Consider the following 17,004-nt stretch of genomic DNA (forward strand, 5'->3'; position numbering starts at 1 on the left):
AAAAAAATTGCGTCAACTTCAACCAAAAATTAAATTTAAACCTCAAATAATTCCCAGAATTATTTCATTAATTTTGATATAGCTATCAGCATTCAGCATTCAGCTATAGACAAAACTTTTAACTATAATGTTTTGAAATTTCTTAGGTTTCCTAATCTGAATGGGTAGTGCTATAACTAATATGAAATAGATAATCGATCAAGAGATAGAGAGATGGGGATATCTGGAAAGTCTTAAATAGCAGAATTACTTGTATTTCATATCAACTTGCTCTGTTACTATTTTCCTCAACTTTCAGCACCAAAGCTGATAATAAATGTAGTATTATTTTTTGTATTTAATATTAAATCAGGAAGATTTCAATGATTGGAAAAAAAATTGCGTCAACTTCAACCAAAAATTAAATTTAAACCTCAAATAATTCCCAGAATTATTTCATTAATTTTGATATAGCTATCAGCATTCAGCATTCAGCTATAGACAAAACTTTTAACTATAATGTTTTGAAATTTCTTAGGTTTCCTAATCTGAATGGGTAGTGCTATAACTAATATGAAATAGATAATCGATCAAGAGATAGAGAGATGGGGATATCTGGAAAGTCTTAAATAGCAGAATTACTTGTATTTCATATCAACTTGCTCTGTTACTATTTTCCTCAACTTTCAGCACCAAAGCTGATAATAAATGTAGTATTATTTTTTGTATTTAATATTAAATCAGGAAGATTTAAATGATTGGAAAAAAATTGCGTCAACTTCAACCAAAAATTAAATTTAAACCTCAAATAATTTGGGGAATTATTTCATTAATTTTGACAGTAGGAATCCCGATTTTTATCGATAATAAAATTCCTGCTCAAGCACAAACAGAACAAAAATACGAAGAAAAATTATTTGAAACAGCTCTAGCTTTTACTCTATATTTTGAAGGTGGATTTAGTAATCATCCAGCAGATAAAGGTGGTCGAACTTATAAAGGAATTTTGCAAACTGAATATAATGCCTATAGACGAAGACGTGGTTTACCAACCTTAGATGTTACACAAATGTCTGATACTGAACTGATGGAAATTTATCAAAGTTATTGGGATAATAGTAAGTCAGCTACAATGCATCCTGCTCTAGCTGTAGTTATGTTTGATACGGCAGTTAATTTTGGTATTAATAACTCAGTAACTTTTCTTCAGCAGGCTTTGGGATTACCACAAACAGGTATATTTGATGCTGCTACTAAGTCAGCATTAGCAGAAGGTAATAATCGAAATACAGCTCTTCAAATGATTAATGAAAGAATTATTTATCGTTATAAAAGAGTCCAAAAAGATTCGAGTCAAATGGCTTTTTTTCATGGTTGGTTAGCTCGTGATTATAGTTTGTGGGGCTATGTGGAAAAGCTCAAAGATCAATAATCAAGCATTTTGAGTGTAATCTATTTTTAAATCGTAACGACCAACATCATAAATAGTCGTTAATAGTCCTTGTAAATCTATAGTTAGGGTTTGCTGAAAAAGTAATGTAATCCCGGTCATAAATCGGGATGTTCTAATGGGTTCATACCAGGAAATTGGAGATGGCATAATTTTTTCTCCTTTTATCGTTATATCTTTTGTAGGGGCAAACAACCGTTTGCCCTCTATGTATTTTTGACTAAATTATAGCGTTGCTATTGGATTTGATATTATTTCTTCTTTCGATTTTTTAGCATGACTAGCAAAACTGGACGTAATACCCACAGCAAAAAGGCGACTGCTATAATAATAGCGGTTGGACTATTTCCATGCTCTAATAATGGAGTTGGATCGATAGGTAAAATATTTGTGCTAGGTTGACTGGTGCAAACCGTATTTTGTTTTGGAAACATTCTATTTTTTCCTTGATAATTATGCTGACATTTCTATCTGAACATCAAATTTTTGTACTTAAAGCAGAGTTTTAGCTCACCGTTTCTAGTTGAAAAAAAGTGAGCTATAACTGAGCCGAAAAAAATTTATTTTGGAGGTATAATATGGCGGTTACTCTCAAAGCTTCTAAAGAAGGGTTGCAAAAGGTTGATATAGCTAGAAAAAAGAAAGGTTGGACAAAAACAGAGCGTGCTTGGTGCGGACTAGCAATAACTTCACGAGCAACTTTAAAACGTTTTTGGGGCAGTCATCCCATTGAACGAGATGCTTTTATTGGTATTTGTGAGAATGTTGGGATTAACTGGGAAGAAGTTGTGGATGAAACTACTACCTCATCCCAAAATTCCACAGTAGAATTTTTTGCTTATGATGATGCTTGGGTGGGTAGAGAAGACCTCATAGCTGAATTGACTACAAAAGTTAAAGAGTCTTGTCGCTTGCTTATTCTTGTTGGTATTAGTGGTATTGGTAAGACTGCTTTGGCAGAAAAATTAGCAGTGGAGCTACACCAAGAATTTTTGCAGGGAGACTGGAGCAAGTTTCGCCAGGAAAATTTTGATAATGATGGAGAAAGTAGAGATTTTCGTAGTGTTGCTATCCGCTGGTTGCAAAAGTGGGGAGAGTCTCTCACTCAAGATGATTATAAAAATGTGGAAAGGTTACTTTATAAATTACTTAATCGCCTGCGACAACATCGGTATCTGATAATTATTGATTCTCTGGAAAATATTTTGGTGGGAAATGAGGATGAGGGATGGAGTGATTTTCAGGATGAGTTGTGGGTGAGATTTTTTGAGCAATTTTTGGCTTCTCCAGAATGTCAAAGTCGCATTATCTTGACTTCCCAAGATTTTCCTGGGCAAATTCCGGAACGTTATCAGAATTTCTGGGTGTCTCAAGCTTTGAGTGGTTTGAGGGAGTCGGAGCAGTTGCAGTTATTTGGGAAAACTGGGTTGGAGGTTGAGGAAAATTCACCTAACCTACGCTATTTACAACGTATTGGTAATGCTTATGAGGGTCATCCTTTGGCATTGCGAGTAATTGCGGGAGAAGTTGGCAGTCAACCTTTTAATGGTAATGTCGTAGCTTATTGGAAAAAGTATGGTAATGAAATTGAAGAAGTGGAAAAGGCAATTGAGGAAGCTAAGACTAAGGGGATAACTGCTGGTGCTGATGATAAATTTCAGCTAGACAGATATACCCGTCAGTTGCGGAAAAGAGTCCGAAGGCGACTAGATAAGACTTTTTCACGGTTGCAGAAAGAAGCAATTAATGCTTATCGGTTGATTTGTGTTGGTGCAATATATAGGTGTGAAGTGCAAGAAAGTTTTTGGCTGAAGCTTTTGAAAAATTGGCCGTGCGATGAAGAAAAGCAAGAGGTGGCCTTGCAGACTTTGCGCGATCGCTTTTTGGTTGAGGTAGTGGGAGTTTATGAAACTGGTGAATTTCTGCTGAGGCAACATAATTTAATCCGTAGTGTATCACTTGAACATTTAAAGAAATTGGATGAGGAAGATGGTTGATACTGAAAATAATAATACCGAAGGTGGAGTTGTTCTACCTTCTGCTGAGTCTGTTTTGGAATTGTTAGAGCTTGACCCAGATAGTCTTATGTCGATTAAGCCACTTTCCAAACGTCTTCAATATCAGGCTGTTGTTATCTGGTTGACTGACTACAAGTGTCCGCAAGAAGTCAACAATAATTTGGAGATAGTGAAAGGATATCTAGAGGCATTTTATCATCTTGGAGAAGTAGAAGACTGGGAACGAGCAAGCAAAATTATTGCCCTTGAGTTTGATAGTCTCACCCAAGAAGACTTATTAGAAAAATTAAACACTTGGGGATATTATCCAGAGCAAATTGATTTGTGTAGGAAACTCTTGGGAAAAATTAATTATACTTGGGATTCTACTTGCCTGAAAAATTTAAGCCAATCCCATAATTCTCTTGGAAACTATCAACAATCAATGAATTTCTGCGAGCAGCTTTTAGTTATGGCAAAAAACGCAGGTCACCATATGGACATTGAAACAGCTCTAAGCAATCAGGGTACTGTCCATCACTCCCTAGGAAACTACCAAAAAGCCATGAATTGTTATCAAGATGGTTTGACTATTGCACGAGAAATCGGAGATAGTTCTGGAATAGAAAAGTTATTAGCAAATATTGGTAGCGTTTACCATTCTCAAGGAGACTACCACCAAGCTATTAACTATCGCAAGCAGCATTTAGAAATAACACGAGTAAATAGGGAGCTTGCTAGTGAAGCAAGAGCTCTCAACAATCTTGGCAATACATACAATTTTTTGGGGGAGTATCAGTCCGCAATTGACTGTTGTCAGCAGTCTGTGAAAATTGCGAAGCAGATTAATTATCGCTTTGTTGAAATTGGAGCATTGGCCAACCTAGGAATTGCCTACCGTTGTATCGCAGATTATAGCAATGCAATTGAATGCTATAAGCAGAGTTTAAATTTGGCCAGAGAAATAGGAGTTCGTGCTAATATAGGAAATGCACTAGGAAACTTAGGTATTATCTACTACTTTATAGCAGATTATCCTCATGCAGCCGAATATTGTGAGCAGTGGCTAGTTATTGCACGAGAGATAGGGGATGTTTCAGGTATTAGTATGGCTTTAGGAAATTTGGGTAATGTTTACCATTCGTTAGGAAACTATCAAAAATCCATTGAATACCATCAGCAAAGTTTAGAGATTGTTAAAGAACTTGGTAATCTTGCAAGTTTAGGTAATGTTCTGGGAAATTTAGGAAATGCCTATTATTCACTAGGAAAGTATCAAGAATCTCTTGAATACTATCAACAAACTTTAGAAATTTCTGAAAAAACAGGCGATAAAGCTGTACAAGCTAGAGCAATGTCCGATTTGGGTCTTGTCTATAAGTCCCTAGGGAATTATCAAAAATCTAGTGATTATCAACAACAGGCTTTAGTGATTGCCAAAGAAATAGATGATATTGCTCAAGTAGCAAGAGTCAAAGGAAATATAGCAGGCACTTTAATTGAGCTGAAGCGTTACTCAGAGGCTTTAGAGTATTTGCAAGAAGCACTAGCCATTTTTACTAAAATAGGAGAACCTCATGGTAAAGCTGAAGCCCTCAAGAATATAGCAGAAACCCATCAACACCTAGGAAATTTAGATGCAGCACGACAGTATTGTGATGAGGCGTTGGCTATTTTCACAGAATTAGGGGTGCCAGAATTGAAAGGATGTCAGGAATTGCGGGAGAAGTTGGGCTAGATGTAGGAGTGGAATGATTAATCTGTCTATCTTTGCCAGAAGCAGTGAATTTCTGCTCAGACAAAATAATTTAATCCGTAGTATGTCACTTAAGCACTTAAAGAAATTGGATGAGGAAGATGGTTAATACTGAAAATAATACCCAAGGTGAAGCTATTCTGCCTACTGCTGAGTCTATTTTGGAATTGTTGAAACTTGACCCAGATGATCTTATGTCGATTAAGCCACTTTCTAAACGTATTCAATATCAGGCTGTTGTTATGTGGTTGACTGACTACAAATGTCCTCAAGAAGCAAATGATAATTTAGAGATAGTGAAAGGCTATCTAGAGTCATTTTATCATCTTGGAGAAGTAGAAGACTGGGAAAGGGCAAGTAAAATTGTTTTAATTGAATTACCGCCAACTAACGAAGAGTTACACAATCAGCTTAGGATATGGGGTTACTATGAAGAATCTATTAAAATTTACAGTAACCTATTAGACAAGCTAGATGGGTATTGGAATAGTGTTTGTTTAGATGGATTGGGCAATAATCATAGTTTACTAGGAAAGTATGGAAAAGGTATTGAATGTTTAGATCAAAGTTTGCAGATTTCTAAAGAAATTGGCAATCGCCATAGAGAAGGTATTGCTCTAAGGAATTTGGGTAATCCTTACTATTATATGGGAGAGTATCACACAGCTATTTACTATTTTGACCAAGGTTTGCAGATTGCGAAGGAGATTGAAGATACCAATGGAGAAGCTACTGCTCTAGGGAATTTGGGTGCTGCTTACGAATCTTTAGGAGAGTATCGCAAAGCGCTCTACTATCACCACCAGCATTTAGAGATTTCTAGAGAGATTGGCAATCGCTCTGGAGAAGCTACTGCTCTAGGGAATTTAGGTGTTACTTACGAATCTTTAGGAGACTATCAAAAAGCTATTGACTATCACCAGCAGCATTTGCAGATTGCTAGGGAGATTGGCGATCGCTCTGGAGAGGCTTATGCCTTGATGAATTTAGGTAGTTCTAACCGTACTCTAGGAAAGTATCACATAGCTATTGACTGTTTCCAGGAGAGTTTGCAGATTGCTAGGGAGATTGGTAGCCGTAATTTAGAGAGTCGTGCTCTAGGTGGTTTAGGTCTTGCTTACAGAAGCCTAAGAGAATATCACAAAGCTATCGACTATCACCAGAAGAGTTTAGAGATTTCTAGAGAGACTGGCAGCCGTAATGGAGAGGTTCGTGCCTTGGGAAATTTGGGTTTTGCTTACAACTTCCTAGGGAATTATGACAAAGCTATTAACTATTACCAGGAGAGTTTGCAGATTGCTAGGGAGACTGAAGAGCGTCATGAAGAACTTCGTAACCTCGCAGGATTGGGTTTTGCTTACCTATTTATAGGAGAGTATGGTAAGTCTATTGAAAACAGCAAGCAGAGTTTGCAGATTTCTAGAGAGATGAAAAACCAATATGTAACAGTTACCTCTATAGGGAATTTGGCTCTAGCTTATTGTGGTCTTATTATTAAAAGAGTTTGGCAATTTTCTGAAAAATTAGCAGATATGCTGAAGAGAGCAATTCCCTAGTGAGTTTTATTGATCGTAAAATCTTATTCTCCAAAAAGGAGTCATCTGCACAGAAGAGCGATCGCTTTTTGATACACTTGGATTATCCGTTAACAAAAAAATAATATGAGTGGTATCGACCGCGAAATCTATCTGGAAACTAGAACCAGTTTAATTGATAAGCATCTCCCTAGTACGGAAAAATCCCAAAGAGAATTAGAAACCGAGGGAATAGTCTATCTGTTCAGCGATCGCGAAACAATGGAAAGAGTCGCATCTGAAATCTTTAAAAGAGGAGAACGCACGGGAGTAGATGATATAGGAGACAAATACGAACGCTATGGATTATTTTTTGCCGAACCAATAGGTTATATACTAAAATCAGATGGAACTCAAATTCCTCTCTATTATGGGGAAATAAAAATCAAAAAGACCACCGATAAATACCATGTCATACCTCGCACAAGACCGCGCACAACCAGATGAACTAACCCAAAAATCTCAATTATCCACAGAATGGGAGTTTGCAGAAATTTGGGTCGATCCTTATCTTTCTCCACCATATATTTTAATGCTAATTAAAGAACAGTCGGGCAAATTTTCCATACAAAGTCCAGTGGAAAGCTACAGAACAATCTTTACAGGTGACACCTACGAAGAAGCACAAATGTGGTTGCTTGAGGATGAATACGAGCGAGTAACTGGTCGTTTTTCTCAACCAGAGTAAAAATTCGTAGATTTCCATTGTCAAAGAGTTAGGGTTTGGAGACCAAAACAGAAGAGCGATATAGCTGCCGCTAGGCTCCGCCAACGCGTCAGCGGAACGGAGTTCTATCGCTCCCGACTTCCCTTTCTGCAAAAAAATGCTACATTTATTTGCTAAAATTAAACAACTCAAATGTCACAATCAAATTATTATGGTAAACAACAACCAATTACTCAACCTACCATCAAGTGACGAATTACCTGATTCAGACGACAAACCCGTAGATCACGAAATACAAATCCTAATTCCTAACCTGCTAATGTTAATTTTAAATCAGTTATGGGGCGATCGCTATGATTGGTTTTTTGGCGTAAATATGGGAATTTTCCACACCACTGGGTCAAGTCCTAGAGTTGCTATAGTTCCTGATGCTTTGCTCAGTCTGGGGGTTCCACGACTCAAAAATAATAAATTGCGATCCTCCTATGTTCTTTGGGAGGAAAATTATGTTGTTCCGATATTGGTATTGGAAATTGTTTCTAAAACTTATGGGGGTGAATACGATGAAAAAATGATTGATTACGCTCAGTTGGGGGTCTTGTATTATGTTATCTATAACCCAGATTATTCCAAGCGAGACCAACATGAGCGTTTTGAGGTGTATCGTTTGGTAGATGGAGCATACCAACGTTTAGAAGGAAATCCCGTGTGGATGCCAGAAATTGGTCTGGGGATAGGAACTGAAGTTGGTAACCATTACCGTTGCGAACAAGAGTGGTTGTATTGGTATGACTCTGAAGGGAATAGGTTTATGACTCCAGAAGAGGAAGCACTTCAGCAACGACAACGAGCTGAACAACTTGAACAAATGTTGCGTTCCCTTGGTGTCGATCCAGAACAGTTGTAGCTATATATGTAGGGGCGAATGGCATTCGCCCTCATTGGATCTGGAAATACCGAATTTTCTTTTTTTATTCCCTTGAAAGGGGATGTTTGGGACTTAATTTTCTGGCCAAACAAAATAAAATTTTATAGAATATAATTGCTAATTTTTTCCCAATTTCAACCTTTCTTTTTCTGACAAATTTTCCTCTAAAACACTAATATTTTCCACAGGAATATTAACTTTAATTTTCTCACCTATAGCATATTGATTCAGATGAAAAGGATTAATATTTTGTCTACGGATAACTATCTTAGTTTTGTCAGTTAAACGCACTACATAACGAGTGTCTGTACCAATATAAACAATATTTTCTATTATCCCTGAAAAATCAGATTTTTCTGTAGAAGTTGATGGGTAAATTTCTATTTTTTCCGGTCTGACAACTAAGGTAATAATTGTATCTATTGGCAGATGATGAACTGCGGATATTAATAATGGTAAATTTCCATCTATTAACACTAAACTTTTATCCTCTTGATGTGCAGTTATTCGCCCTGTTAAAAAGTTACTTTCCCCAATAAATTCAGCCACAAAACGAGTTTTTGGTTGTTCATAAATTTCTACCGGAGTTCCCACTTGTAAAACTTCTCCTTGGTACATAACTGCTATCCGGTCAGACATAGTTAAAGCTTCTTCTTGGTCGTGAGTAACATATATAAAAGTAATACCTAACCTTTGCTGCATTTGTTTTAATTCCAACTGCATTTCTTTGCGTAATTTCAAGTCTAAAGCACCTAAAGGTTCATCAAATAATAATACTGCTGGTTGTTTAATTAATGCTCTTGCTAAGGCGACTCTTTGTTGTTGCCCACCAGATAATTGTCGGGGATAACGTTTTTCCATATCTGTTAATTTTACTTGAGCTAAAGTATCAGTTACCCGACGATTTATTTCTGGGCGTGAAAGATTTTCCATTTCTAATCCAAAGGCAATATTTTCTGCCACTGTGAGATGGGGAAATAAAGCATAATTCTGAAAAACTGTATTGACTGGGCGATGAAATGGCGGACTATTTCCTATTAGTTGACCTTGAATATAAATTTCTCCGGATGTGGGCATTTCAAAACCAGCTATCATTCTTAATGTGGTTGTTTTGCCACACCCAGAAGGACCTAATATGGAAAAGAATTCCGATTTTTTTATTTGCAGATTTATATTATTTACAGCAATAAATTTTTTTTGATTTTGACTTTTGAATACTTTGGATATGTTAATGAGTTCGACGGTCTGAGATAGCATATTTTGGCGTTGGTGAATTAGTGTATGATATTAATCTTAATTATTGAGGAGTCAACCCACCCCTAACCCCTCCGGTGGAGGGGAAGTCAGGAGTCAGGAGTCAACCCACCCCTAGCCCCTCCGGTGGAGGGGAAGAAAGAAGAATAAAGAGGAATATAAAAAGAAAGTTTTTTGTTCGCGCTCTTATCCAGATATGATATCATACCTCTTTTCACCAACGCCCATATTTTTATGATTGACCCTTGAAATATAGAAGGAAGTACCCCTATTTTTTCAGCAAATAAATGCAAATTAATATTTTCATAAAGTCCGGTATTTTTAAAGCATTTCAAATGCTAATGTATGACTTTTTTTTTGTTCGAGCTGCCTGTATAAGTTAGTTTTATCTATGCCAAATATCTACAGATGTATCATTTACTAATTAAGATGAATAAAACGGGCGATCGCTTCTTTAACTAAGAGATAATTTATTTGATTTTATAAGTCTAAATAAGCAACTTTACCTTGCTCAATAAATGCTTCTGTAACTCTGATTATTTGATTAATCTGAGGTTCTCTAGCATCATCTATTGCTTCACTTACTTTTTCATTTATATAAGAGTTAATTACTTTTTTATCATTTGTTCCTTGCTGAAAAATATTATTTAATTCAAACTATAAACGTAAGTAACCTTCAGGATTCTTTGTAGACATAATTTGTTCTGCTACAAGGTTATTAGCTGAAGACTGAGAATTCATCAATATATTAATTAGTTTGATTGCCCATTCAGCTAGTCCCCATTGTACTATTTGCTTATAACTATATGGCTGGCTAGTTTCACCTGTGCCAATAGAAATTATTGAAATATCTTCTAGTTTATGACCTAGTTTAATTGCATAGCTTATTGCTGCTAATGTGGGATTATTTGCTGCTATTCCTCCATCTATATGTGGTAGACTCAAGTCTCCATTTTTTAATTCATAAGCTGGAAAATAAGTAGGAGCTGATGAAGAACTAGCACAAATTTCCCACAGAGGGAGATTGTCATACCAAATGGTTTGTTTAGGTATTTATGGATGATAATTTACAAAAATAGTCGGAGATTCCAAAAACATATTGTAAGACACAATTAATAAGTTTATTTCACTAATTTATTGAAGTATAATTGCCGTTCTATCTTGTCGTAAAAGGTATTTTTTCAAGACTTTAATTAAGCCTTCACTGGAAAACTTAGGAGCAGAAATTCCATATTTCAAAATTAAGGGTAATCTTTTGGGCGACAAGCGACTTTGGTATGGAAAAATATTGATTCCTTCTTCCTGATATAGCTTGAGAATATTAGTGCTTTCTGTTCCTGTAGCAATTAGCGCTGCAATAATTGAGCCAGTGGAAGTACCAGCTATTAAGTCAAAGTATTCATGTAAAGACTTACCTTTTTGTTCTTTAATTTTTTTTTCAATTTCTATCAGAATTCGTGCTGCAATTACTCCACGAATTCCACCGCCATCTAAACTAAGAATTTTGAAAGTCATTATAGTTTTGCCTTTATAAATATAATTAGGGTTTGCTGAAAAAGTCTTTTAGTAGGGGTAGGAGACAACCCACCCCTCGCCCCTCCCAGGAGGGGAAGACAGGAGACAGGAGACAACCCACCCCTAACCCCTCCCAGGAGGGGAGAAATGGGAATGAGCGAGGAGGTAGAAGTAAGAATTGTCCCTTGATTTTTATGTCCAACTATGCGCCTAAAATACTAACTTTTTGAGTGTTTTAGACTGAAACAGGCGCACTTTTTTCGACTCCAAAAATGCTAAATTCTTTATATGTCAATGCTTTTATATTTAATCAGCAAGCCTTAATTATTTAACTACTGAATTATATCATTGTTATAGCAATTCCCACATTTGTGAGGTACAAAATTCGTGATTTTTAGGGAGTAGGCTAAAACGCATTTAAAATGCGCCTTAGCAAGTCAAAAGTTAGAAGTCAGAAGTAATAGGGGTTGTACTTTTAAGGGGATAAAAAGGAAGATTTTCCTTTTAGTCAATCTTCTTCTTTTAAAGAAAAGTTCATTAATTGATAATGGATAATTGATAATGGATAATTACCTCTGGTTAAAACAGTTATGGAATTGAATATAAGGAAATATTATTTCTTCTCTTGGTCGATTGGATATGGCGAGGAGACCCGTTCTTGCAGACCCGCTCCGCTTTATATGTTGCGGAGCAAAACGCCATCCCACCCTCCGGGAAGCTCCGCTAACGACCGCTTTTTTCCCCTTAAAAGGGGAGACTTTAAACCAGAATTATTTAATAATTAATTATTAAGTAATTATTCATTATTCATTATTCATTATTCATTATTCATTAATTACCAACTCCTAATTTAACTTCTGTCCAAGCTTCATCATATAGAGTTGTTGCTTGACCAACATCTTGAATATAATCAAGTTTTGCAAATAATTCTGGTGGGGGATAAATGGCAGGATTATTTAAATCGGCAGCTTCGATTAAACCTAAATCTTTTGCTGTTTGATTTGGGGTTGCGTACTTAATGAAATTGGAAATTTTTGCTCCTATTTCTGGTTCGAGAATGAAGTTGATAAATTTTTCTGCAAGTTCTTTATTATTACTTCCTTTAAGAATAACCATATTATCAGTTAAGAGAATACTTCCTTCTTTAGGAATAGCGTAACGAAGGTTGGGATTTTCTTTCATAATCTGGAAAATATCTCCACTCCATTCACAGGTTAAATCTACTTCTCCTTGGTCTAATAAATTTTGACCTGTGTCGGGCGCAAAAGCAGCGATCGCCTCTTTATTTTTAATTAGAAAATCTCTAGCTTCATTAATTTCTTTAGGGTTAGTTGTATTGGGGTCATAACCAAGGGAAATTAAGGCAATTGAAAAGCTACTTCGCATATCATCTAATAGAGCAACTCTGCCTTTGAATTTAGGGTCAAACATAGTTGACCAACTATTAATTTCACCTTCAGTTGCTTTGATATTATAGCCTATTCCCATTGTGCCCCATTGGTAAGCCATACTATATTTATTTCCAGGGTCGTAAGGAGGGTTAATAAATTTTTCATTGAGATTTTTCATATTAGGAATATTTTCCTGATTCAGTTCTTCTAACAATCCTTCATAAACCATTATTTCCACCATATAATCACCCGGAAAAGCTACATCATAACCAGGATTTCCTGGCTTGATTTTGGCATAGAGGTCTTCATTACTTTCATAGGTATCGTATTGAATTTTGACATTAAATTTATTTTCAAATTCAGTAATTACTTCAGGAGCAATATATGTTGACCAATTATAAATACTCAGGACGTTATTATTGCTAACCTCTGAAGTATTAGGGCTATTATTACTACAACCAATTGGTAAAATTACAGCCATAGTAAATAGCAACAAAAAAGTAATCAGTTTTTTCATATTTACAGATATTTATTTAGAGGTTGTCTAAGAAGTCTCATTTGCTATATCAAAGCCCCCTAAATCCCACAAAATTGGGGGGCTTTTACCAGCTAATGGATTCTTTTTCCCCCCAGAATTGGCTTGCTCGGGGGGCAAAATTCAGTATTAAGGGACTTCAAAATAAAAAATTATCCCATTCAGCTATGAAAGTAAGGCAGTAGGGAAGAAATTGAAAAAGTAAGGAAGTAGAGAGTAGCTAGTTAACGATACTAAGTACAAAAATTGGGATAATTTATTTTCTGCTATTCCCTAAACAACTTTTCAGATATCCTCTTAGTCATTTTGTAAGAATTTCCTACGGAATGCTGCGCAAACAGTCATTAGCTGTCAGCTTTCAAGAATTAGTAGTTTGGGGATTTGAGTAATATTGAGTCGTAAGCAAGTAGCTAATTTATTTCAGACTTTTAATTCTGTTAAATCTTTTAACTCTGATTACTCAAAAAAAGGGCAATTAAGTTAATAGCTGACGGCTGTTTGCTTACGTAATTTTAGGTGTTTTTTTGATTCCCTAATTGCTCAAGAAAAAGGGCAGATATTACCAACATCAAAGAAGCTATTAACATTAAAGTAGATATAGCATTAATTGCTGGTGTTACTGAAAATTTAATCATACCATAAACGAATAATGGTAATGTCGTCGAACCTACTCCCGCAGTAAAAAAAGTTATCACAAAATCATCTAGTGACAAAGTAAAAGCTAATAAAGCAGCGCTAAAAATTCCCGGCCAAATCAAAGGTAAAGTAATACGAAAAAAGGTTCTCCATTCATTAGCACCTAAGTCTAAAGCAGCTTCCTCTAAAGCTGGGTCAAGTTCAGCTACCCGCGCTCTCACAGTTACTACAACAAAAGAGATACAAAATGCTATATGACCAATAATTACTGTCGGTAAACCTAGCACTAGACGAATGCCTAAAAAATTTTCTATTAGTTGAAAACTTAGAGAGAAGAAAACTAATAAAGAAAGTCCTATAGTAATTTCTGGAATAATTATTGGTAGAAAAAGTATTGCCTCTAATATAGTCCGTCCGGGAAAACGAAAACGTTCCAATGCTAAGGCAATCATAGTACCAAAAATTGTGGCGATGATTGTCGAAAGTACTGCTACCAAAAGACTGTTTTTCAAAGCTTCCCAAATCATCACATCAGTAATAGTATTATTAGTTGCTCCTTGTAATAAATTCCTATACCAATCTAAAGTGAAGCCTCGCCAAATAGCATTAAAACGAGAATCATTAAAAGAATAAATTACTAATATAAAAATCGGTAAATAGAGAAAGGCAAAACCTAGAGCAGCATTTAGCCATAACCCAAATTTACCAAGAGAACGAATGAGTAAATCTAATTGTTTCATTCTGGCTTTTAAAGTGAGATTTTTTTGTCTTCTGAAATCCGGAAATATATAATAACTGGGATTAATACAATTATCATTAATAAAATTGATAATGCTGAACCAAACGGCCAATTTCTCGCTTTAATAAACTGATTTTGAATGAGATTTCCCACCATCATAGTTTTGGCACCGCCTAAAATATCAGGAGTAATAAAAGCACCAAATGCTGGAATAAAAACGAGTAATGAACCAGCAACTATTCCTTTGATTGTTAATGGTAAAACTACACGAAAAAAAGTTCGTAAATCATTGGCACCCAAATCTTGAGCAGCTTCTAACAAAGAAAAATTAAAGCGTTCAATTGTGGCATATAAGGGTAATATCATAAATGGTAAATAACCATAAACCAAACCAATAATCACAGCAAATGGAGTAAAAATTATAGTCAAAGGTTCATCGATTAACTGTAAACTTTGTAGGGCAATATTAAATACTCCTTCGGTACGAAGTAATACAATCCAAGCATAAGTACGAACTAAAAAATTTGTCCAAAAGGGGATAATTATTAGCATTAGTAAGACATTACGCCAAGGTGGTCTACGGGTAGCAATAAAATATGCTAAAGGATAACCAATTAGTAAACAAATAATAGTTGTAATGAAAGCCAAAAATAAAGACCGCCCAAATATTCCCCAATATATTCCTTGAGCTAGTTGTTGATAATTATCTAGGGTAAATTCCCAAACAACACCACCGTAAGTGCCTCTTTCTAAAAAGCTATAAATAAGTACAATTATTAAAGGGATGATGAAGAAAATTAATATCCAGATAGTTGCTGGAAATAACAGAATTAGTAAATTGGTTAATTTCCGAGTTTCAATGGTTGATGTTGATTGTTTTTTATTAGTTTGCCACATATTAATTAATTGATGACTATTTGTTTATCAACAAAAGATTAAGTAGGGTGTGTGATGGTATCATTTCTGGAATAATGGTCGGTTTGATACCTCATGCACGACGTGTTTTGGGAGGTGCGCATTATATAATACGTTTCGTAAACTACGCGATCTAATATTTATTTGACAAACAGTCTCTTAAATATATAGCGTTTCTCTAACAATTAGTATTTTCGAGTACAAAAAATCTCTATAGATCAAAAACCTGGAACTATTACCAATATTGCCAGATTAATTATTTCTTTTACCTTAAAAGTATGTTTATAGTTTAAATATAAATGTTGGAGTTTTTTTGCTTTAGACATCTCCAATAATAAAAAATCAAATCAATTATCGCACATAAATTATCAATTCTTTTCCCAGTAGTCCTGCTCGCGTAATGGTGAAGATATATATTTTTGCTAGTCCTGCTCGCGTAATGGTAAGTGGAGATAGGGAAAACTTATACCAATTTCATAAAATATTGCTACAGTGGTTTTCTGTGCTGGTCGGAATTTAGAGATTAATACTGTAACGACCTTTTTTGAATTTGGTATTAGAAAGGGAACAAGATGCTCCCATTGTCTATACCATTACAAAAATAATTAGAACGGGAGCAAGATACTCCCACTGGTTATACCATTACAATGCACTATTACCATATTTTTTAATTTTTTTCCACAGTCCCCATCTCCTCATCTCCCCACACTCTCTGCAATATTTTTCCTTCTTCCTTCCTTCTTCTTCTATGTAGCTATTTTCAGAAAGATAGAACACACTCCTAAAAATAAAAACCCTTGTATAGACCTTCTATGAAACCTTCCTACCAGAGTCTACTTAAGTAAAAACTACTATAACCCTTAATTGATAGGTAGAACTGAGATACCACTATCAGTGTTCTACGCGATCGTCAAAATATCTTCCATCGCAGAAAACATCTCCAGAAGGCAACAGTGGGAAAAATCTCCCTTTTTAAATTTCATTACAGTCTATTTCCTGACCAACTCTTTCTTTGTTATACCAGAAGAATACTATCGGATTAGTGACAAGTATCAATATAAATAAACTTTTATATATTGACAAATTAACAATTTTATGTACTAAGGCTTTAATCCAGATATAATAGAGATCAAAGTATTAAATATTGTCAATTTTTATGTATTGACAAATCAACATTTTTGTGAATTTAAAAAAAGTTCAGTAATTTTACGAATCAAAACAACCATGCTATTTAAAGGGTCCGTAAAATTATAGAGATTGTTTTTAAAGATTTAATGAAGGTATAGAGTGTCTTCAAAAATCGAAGATATCAACTTTTATATATTTTCATCCTGAGCAGTAATTGGCATAATTGAATAAGAAAAGCATCAATGTTTTCTCTGGAAATAAAAGACACTCTATATTCAATAAAAAATATGAATAACTTATCTAAAAATAATCAAGAAGGTATTTGGAAAAAGCAGATAGTTAAAACTAAAAGAAAAGGATATTTCCGGAATATACAGGAAGTAAAAGTTGTAGCTACAGTAGCAAATATGGTGAAAGAACCATCGACATCAAAATCTTTTGCTTCAAAAGTTTGGGTAGTTTCTAGCGCTCTGTAAAGATAATATCTATATCGATCCGCTTGCTTGAAAAAAAATGGCGATCGTACAAATATTAATCAGT

15 protein-coding genes and 1 pseudogene are annotated in these 17,004 nt (G+C 35.1%); 8 read left to right on the forward strand and 8 right to left on the reverse strand.

Annotated features, from left to right (window positions below):
• The first annotated feature begins 733 nt into the window (after positions 1 to 733).
• The gene (locus F6K15_RS06495) at positions 734 to 1,411 is read left to right on the forward strand and encodes a glycoside hydrolase family 108 protein (protein ID WP_293058577.1); all 678 of its coding nucleotides are present in this window, start codon (positions 734 to 736) and stop codon (positions 1,409 to 1,411) included.
• Here F6K15_RS06495 and F6K15_RS06500 read toward each other — a convergent pair whose 3' ends face one another.
• Both F6K15_RS06500 and F6K15_RS06505 read right to left on the reverse strand, forming a co-directional pair.
• A complete protein-coding gene (locus F6K15_RS06500; RefSeq protein ID WP_293058580.1) occupies positions 1,412 to 1,579 on the reverse strand; it encodes a hypothetical protein in 168 nt (55 codons plus the stop codon).
• 101 nt (positions 1,580 to 1,680) lie between these two features.
• Positions 1,681 to 1,863: a hypothetical protein gene (locus F6K15_RS06505; protein ID WP_293058583.1), complete on the reverse strand. Its 183-nt coding sequence runs from the start codon at positions 1,861 to 1,863 to the stop codon at positions 1,681 to 1,683.
• 144 nt (positions 1,864 to 2,007) lie between these two features.
• Here F6K15_RS06505 and F6K15_RS06510 point away from each other — a divergent pair, with 144 nt between their 5' ends.
• The 6 genes from F6K15_RS06510 (at position 2,008) to F6K15_RS06535 (ending at position 8,330) form a co-directional block, all read left to right on the forward strand.
• A complete protein-coding gene (locus tag F6K15_RS06510; RefSeq protein WP_293058586.1) occupies positions 2,008 to 3,426 on the forward strand; it encodes an AAA family ATPase in 1,419 nt (472 codons plus the stop codon).
• On the forward strand, positions 3,419 to 5,164 hold the full coding sequence (locus tag F6K15_RS06515; RefSeq protein WP_293058588.1) for a tetratricopeptide repeat protein: 1,746 nt from the start codon (positions 3,419 to 3,421) through the stop codon (positions 5,162 to 5,164). The genes F6K15_RS06510 and F6K15_RS06515 overlap by 8 nt, the downstream gene beginning before the upstream one ends.
• A gap of 119 nt (positions 5,165 to 5,283) precedes the next feature.
• Positions 5,284 to 6,738, forward strand: a complete 1,455-nt coding sequence (locus F6K15_RS06520; protein ID WP_293058590.1) for a tetratricopeptide repeat protein — start codon at positions 5,284 to 5,286, stop codon at positions 6,736 to 6,738.
• A 105-nt stretch (positions 6,739 to 6,843) separates the two neighbouring features.
• On the forward strand, positions 6,844 to 7,203 hold the full coding sequence (locus F6K15_RS06525; protein WP_293058593.1) for a DUF6972 family protein: 360 nt from the start codon (positions 6,844 to 6,846) through the stop codon (positions 7,201 to 7,203).
• Positions 7,166 to 7,444 carry a hypothetical protein gene (locus tag F6K15_RS06530; RefSeq protein ID WP_293058596.1) on the forward strand — a complete coding sequence of 93 codons (279 nt, stop codon included), beginning with the start codon at positions 7,166 to 7,168 and terminating at the stop codon, positions 7,442 to 7,444. Before F6K15_RS06525 ends, F6K15_RS06530 begins: the two co-directional genes overlap by 38 nt.
• Positions 7,445 to 7,580: 136 nt before the next feature.
• Positions 7,581 to 8,330 (forward strand): Uma2 family endonuclease, encoded by a 750-nt coding sequence (locus F6K15_RS06535; protein ID WP_363267401.1) that lies wholly within the window; start codon positions 7,581 to 7,583, stop codon positions 8,328 to 8,330.
• A 138-nt stretch (positions 8,331 to 8,468) separates the two neighbouring features.
• Here F6K15_RS06535 and F6K15_RS06540 read toward each other — a convergent pair whose 3' ends face one another.
• The 6 genes and pseudogenes from F6K15_RS06540 to F6K15_RS06570 all read right to left on the reverse strand — a co-directional run bounded on the left by F6K15_RS06540 (position 8,469) and on the right by F6K15_RS06570 (position 16,113).
• The gene (locus F6K15_RS06540; protein WP_293058599.1) at positions 8,469 to 9,608 is read right to left on the reverse strand and encodes an ABC transporter ATP-binding protein; all 1,140 of its coding nucleotides are present in this window, start codon (positions 9,606 to 9,608) and stop codon (positions 8,469 to 8,471) included.
• 654 nt (positions 9,609 to 10,262) lie between these two features.
• Positions 10,263 to 11,120, reverse strand: a pseudogene (locus F6K15_RS38165) (patatin-like phospholipase family protein).
• 831 nt (positions 11,121 to 11,951) lie between these two features.
• Positions 11,952 to 13,028, reverse strand: a complete 1,077-nt coding sequence (locus tag F6K15_RS06555; protein ID WP_293058604.1) for a PotD/PotF family extracellular solute-binding protein — start codon at positions 13,026 to 13,028, stop codon at positions 11,952 to 11,954.
• Positions 13,029 to 13,558: 530 nt separating this feature from the next.
• The gene (locus tag F6K15_RS06560; protein ID WP_293058606.1) at positions 13,559 to 14,422 is read right to left on the reverse strand and encodes an ABC transporter permease; all 864 of its coding nucleotides are present in this window, start codon (positions 14,420 to 14,422) and stop codon (positions 13,559 to 13,561) included.
• An 8-nt stretch (positions 14,423 to 14,430) separates the two neighbouring features.
• Positions 14,431 to 15,318, reverse strand: a complete 888-nt coding sequence (locus tag F6K15_RS06565) for an ABC transporter permease (protein WP_293058609.1) — start codon at positions 15,316 to 15,318, stop codon at positions 14,431 to 14,433.
• A gap of 660 nt (positions 15,319 to 15,978) precedes the next feature.
• On the reverse strand, positions 15,979 to 16,113 hold the full coding sequence (locus tag F6K15_RS06570) for a hypothetical protein (RefSeq protein ID WP_293058611.1): 135 nt from the start codon (positions 16,111 to 16,113) through the stop codon (positions 15,979 to 15,981).
• 638 nt (positions 16,114 to 16,751) lie between these two features.
• Here F6K15_RS06570 and F6K15_RS06575 point away from each other — a divergent pair.
• Positions 16,752 to 16,940, forward strand: coding sequence for a hypothetical protein (locus F6K15_RS06575; RefSeq protein WP_293058614.1), 189 nt, complete (start codon positions 16,752 to 16,754; stop codon positions 16,938 to 16,940).
• The last annotated feature ends 64 nt before the right edge of the window (positions 16,941 to 17,004 follow it).

This window comes from Okeania sp. SIO2B3, assembly GCF_010672525.1.
GTDB lineage: Bacteria > Cyanobacteriota > Cyanobacteriia > Cyanobacteriales > Microcoleaceae > Okeania.

Coding starts and splice junctions, on each gene's coding strand:
- F6K15_RS06495 (WP_293058577.1), top strand. CDS start 734: ATGATTGGAAAAAAATTGCGTCAACTTCAACCAAAAATTAAATTTAAA.
- F6K15_RS06500 (WP_293058580.1), bottom strand. CDS start 1,579: ATGCCATCTCCAATTTCCTGGTATGAACCCATTAGAACATCCCGATTT.
- F6K15_RS06505 (WP_293058583.1), bottom strand. CDS start 1,863: ATGTTTCCAAAACAAAATACGGTTTGCACCAGTCAACCTAGCACAAAT.
- F6K15_RS06510 (WP_293058586.1), top strand. CDS start 2,008: ATGGCGGTTACTCTCAAAGCTTCTAAAGAAGGGTTGCAAAAGGTTGAT.
- F6K15_RS06515 (WP_293058588.1), top strand. CDS start 3,419: ATGGTTGATACTGAAAATAATAATACCGAAGGTGGAGTTGTTCTACCT.
- F6K15_RS06520 (WP_293058590.1), top strand. CDS start 5,284: ATGGTTAATACTGAAAATAATACCCAAGGTGAAGCTATTCTGCCTACT.
- F6K15_RS06525 (WP_293058593.1), top strand. CDS start 6,844: ATGAGTGGTATCGACCGCGAAATCTATCTGGAAACTAGAACCAGTTTA.
- F6K15_RS06530 (WP_293058596.1), top strand. CDS start 7,166: ATGTCATACCTCGCACAAGACCGCGCACAACCAGATGAACTAACCCAA.
- F6K15_RS06535 (WP_363267401.1), top strand. CDS start 7,581: ATGCTACATTTATTTGCTAAAATTAAACAACTCAAATGTCACAATCAA.
- F6K15_RS06540 (WP_293058599.1), bottom strand. CDS start 9,608: ATGCTATCTCAGACCGTCGAACTCATTAACATATCCAAAGTATTCAAA.
- F6K15_RS06555 (WP_293058604.1), bottom strand. CDS start 13,028: ATGAAAAAACTGATTACTTTTTTGTTGCTATTTACTATGGCTGTAATT.
- F6K15_RS06560 (WP_293058606.1), bottom strand. CDS start 14,422: ATGAAACAATTAGATTTACTCATTCGTTCTCTTGGTAAATTTGGGTTA.
- F6K15_RS06565 (WP_293058609.1), bottom strand. CDS start 15,318: ATGTGGCAAACTAATAAAAAACAATCAACATCAACCATTGAAACTCGG.
- F6K15_RS06575 (WP_293058614.1), top strand. CDS start 16,752: ATGAATAACTTATCTAAAAATAATCAAGAAGGTATTTGGAAAAAGCAG.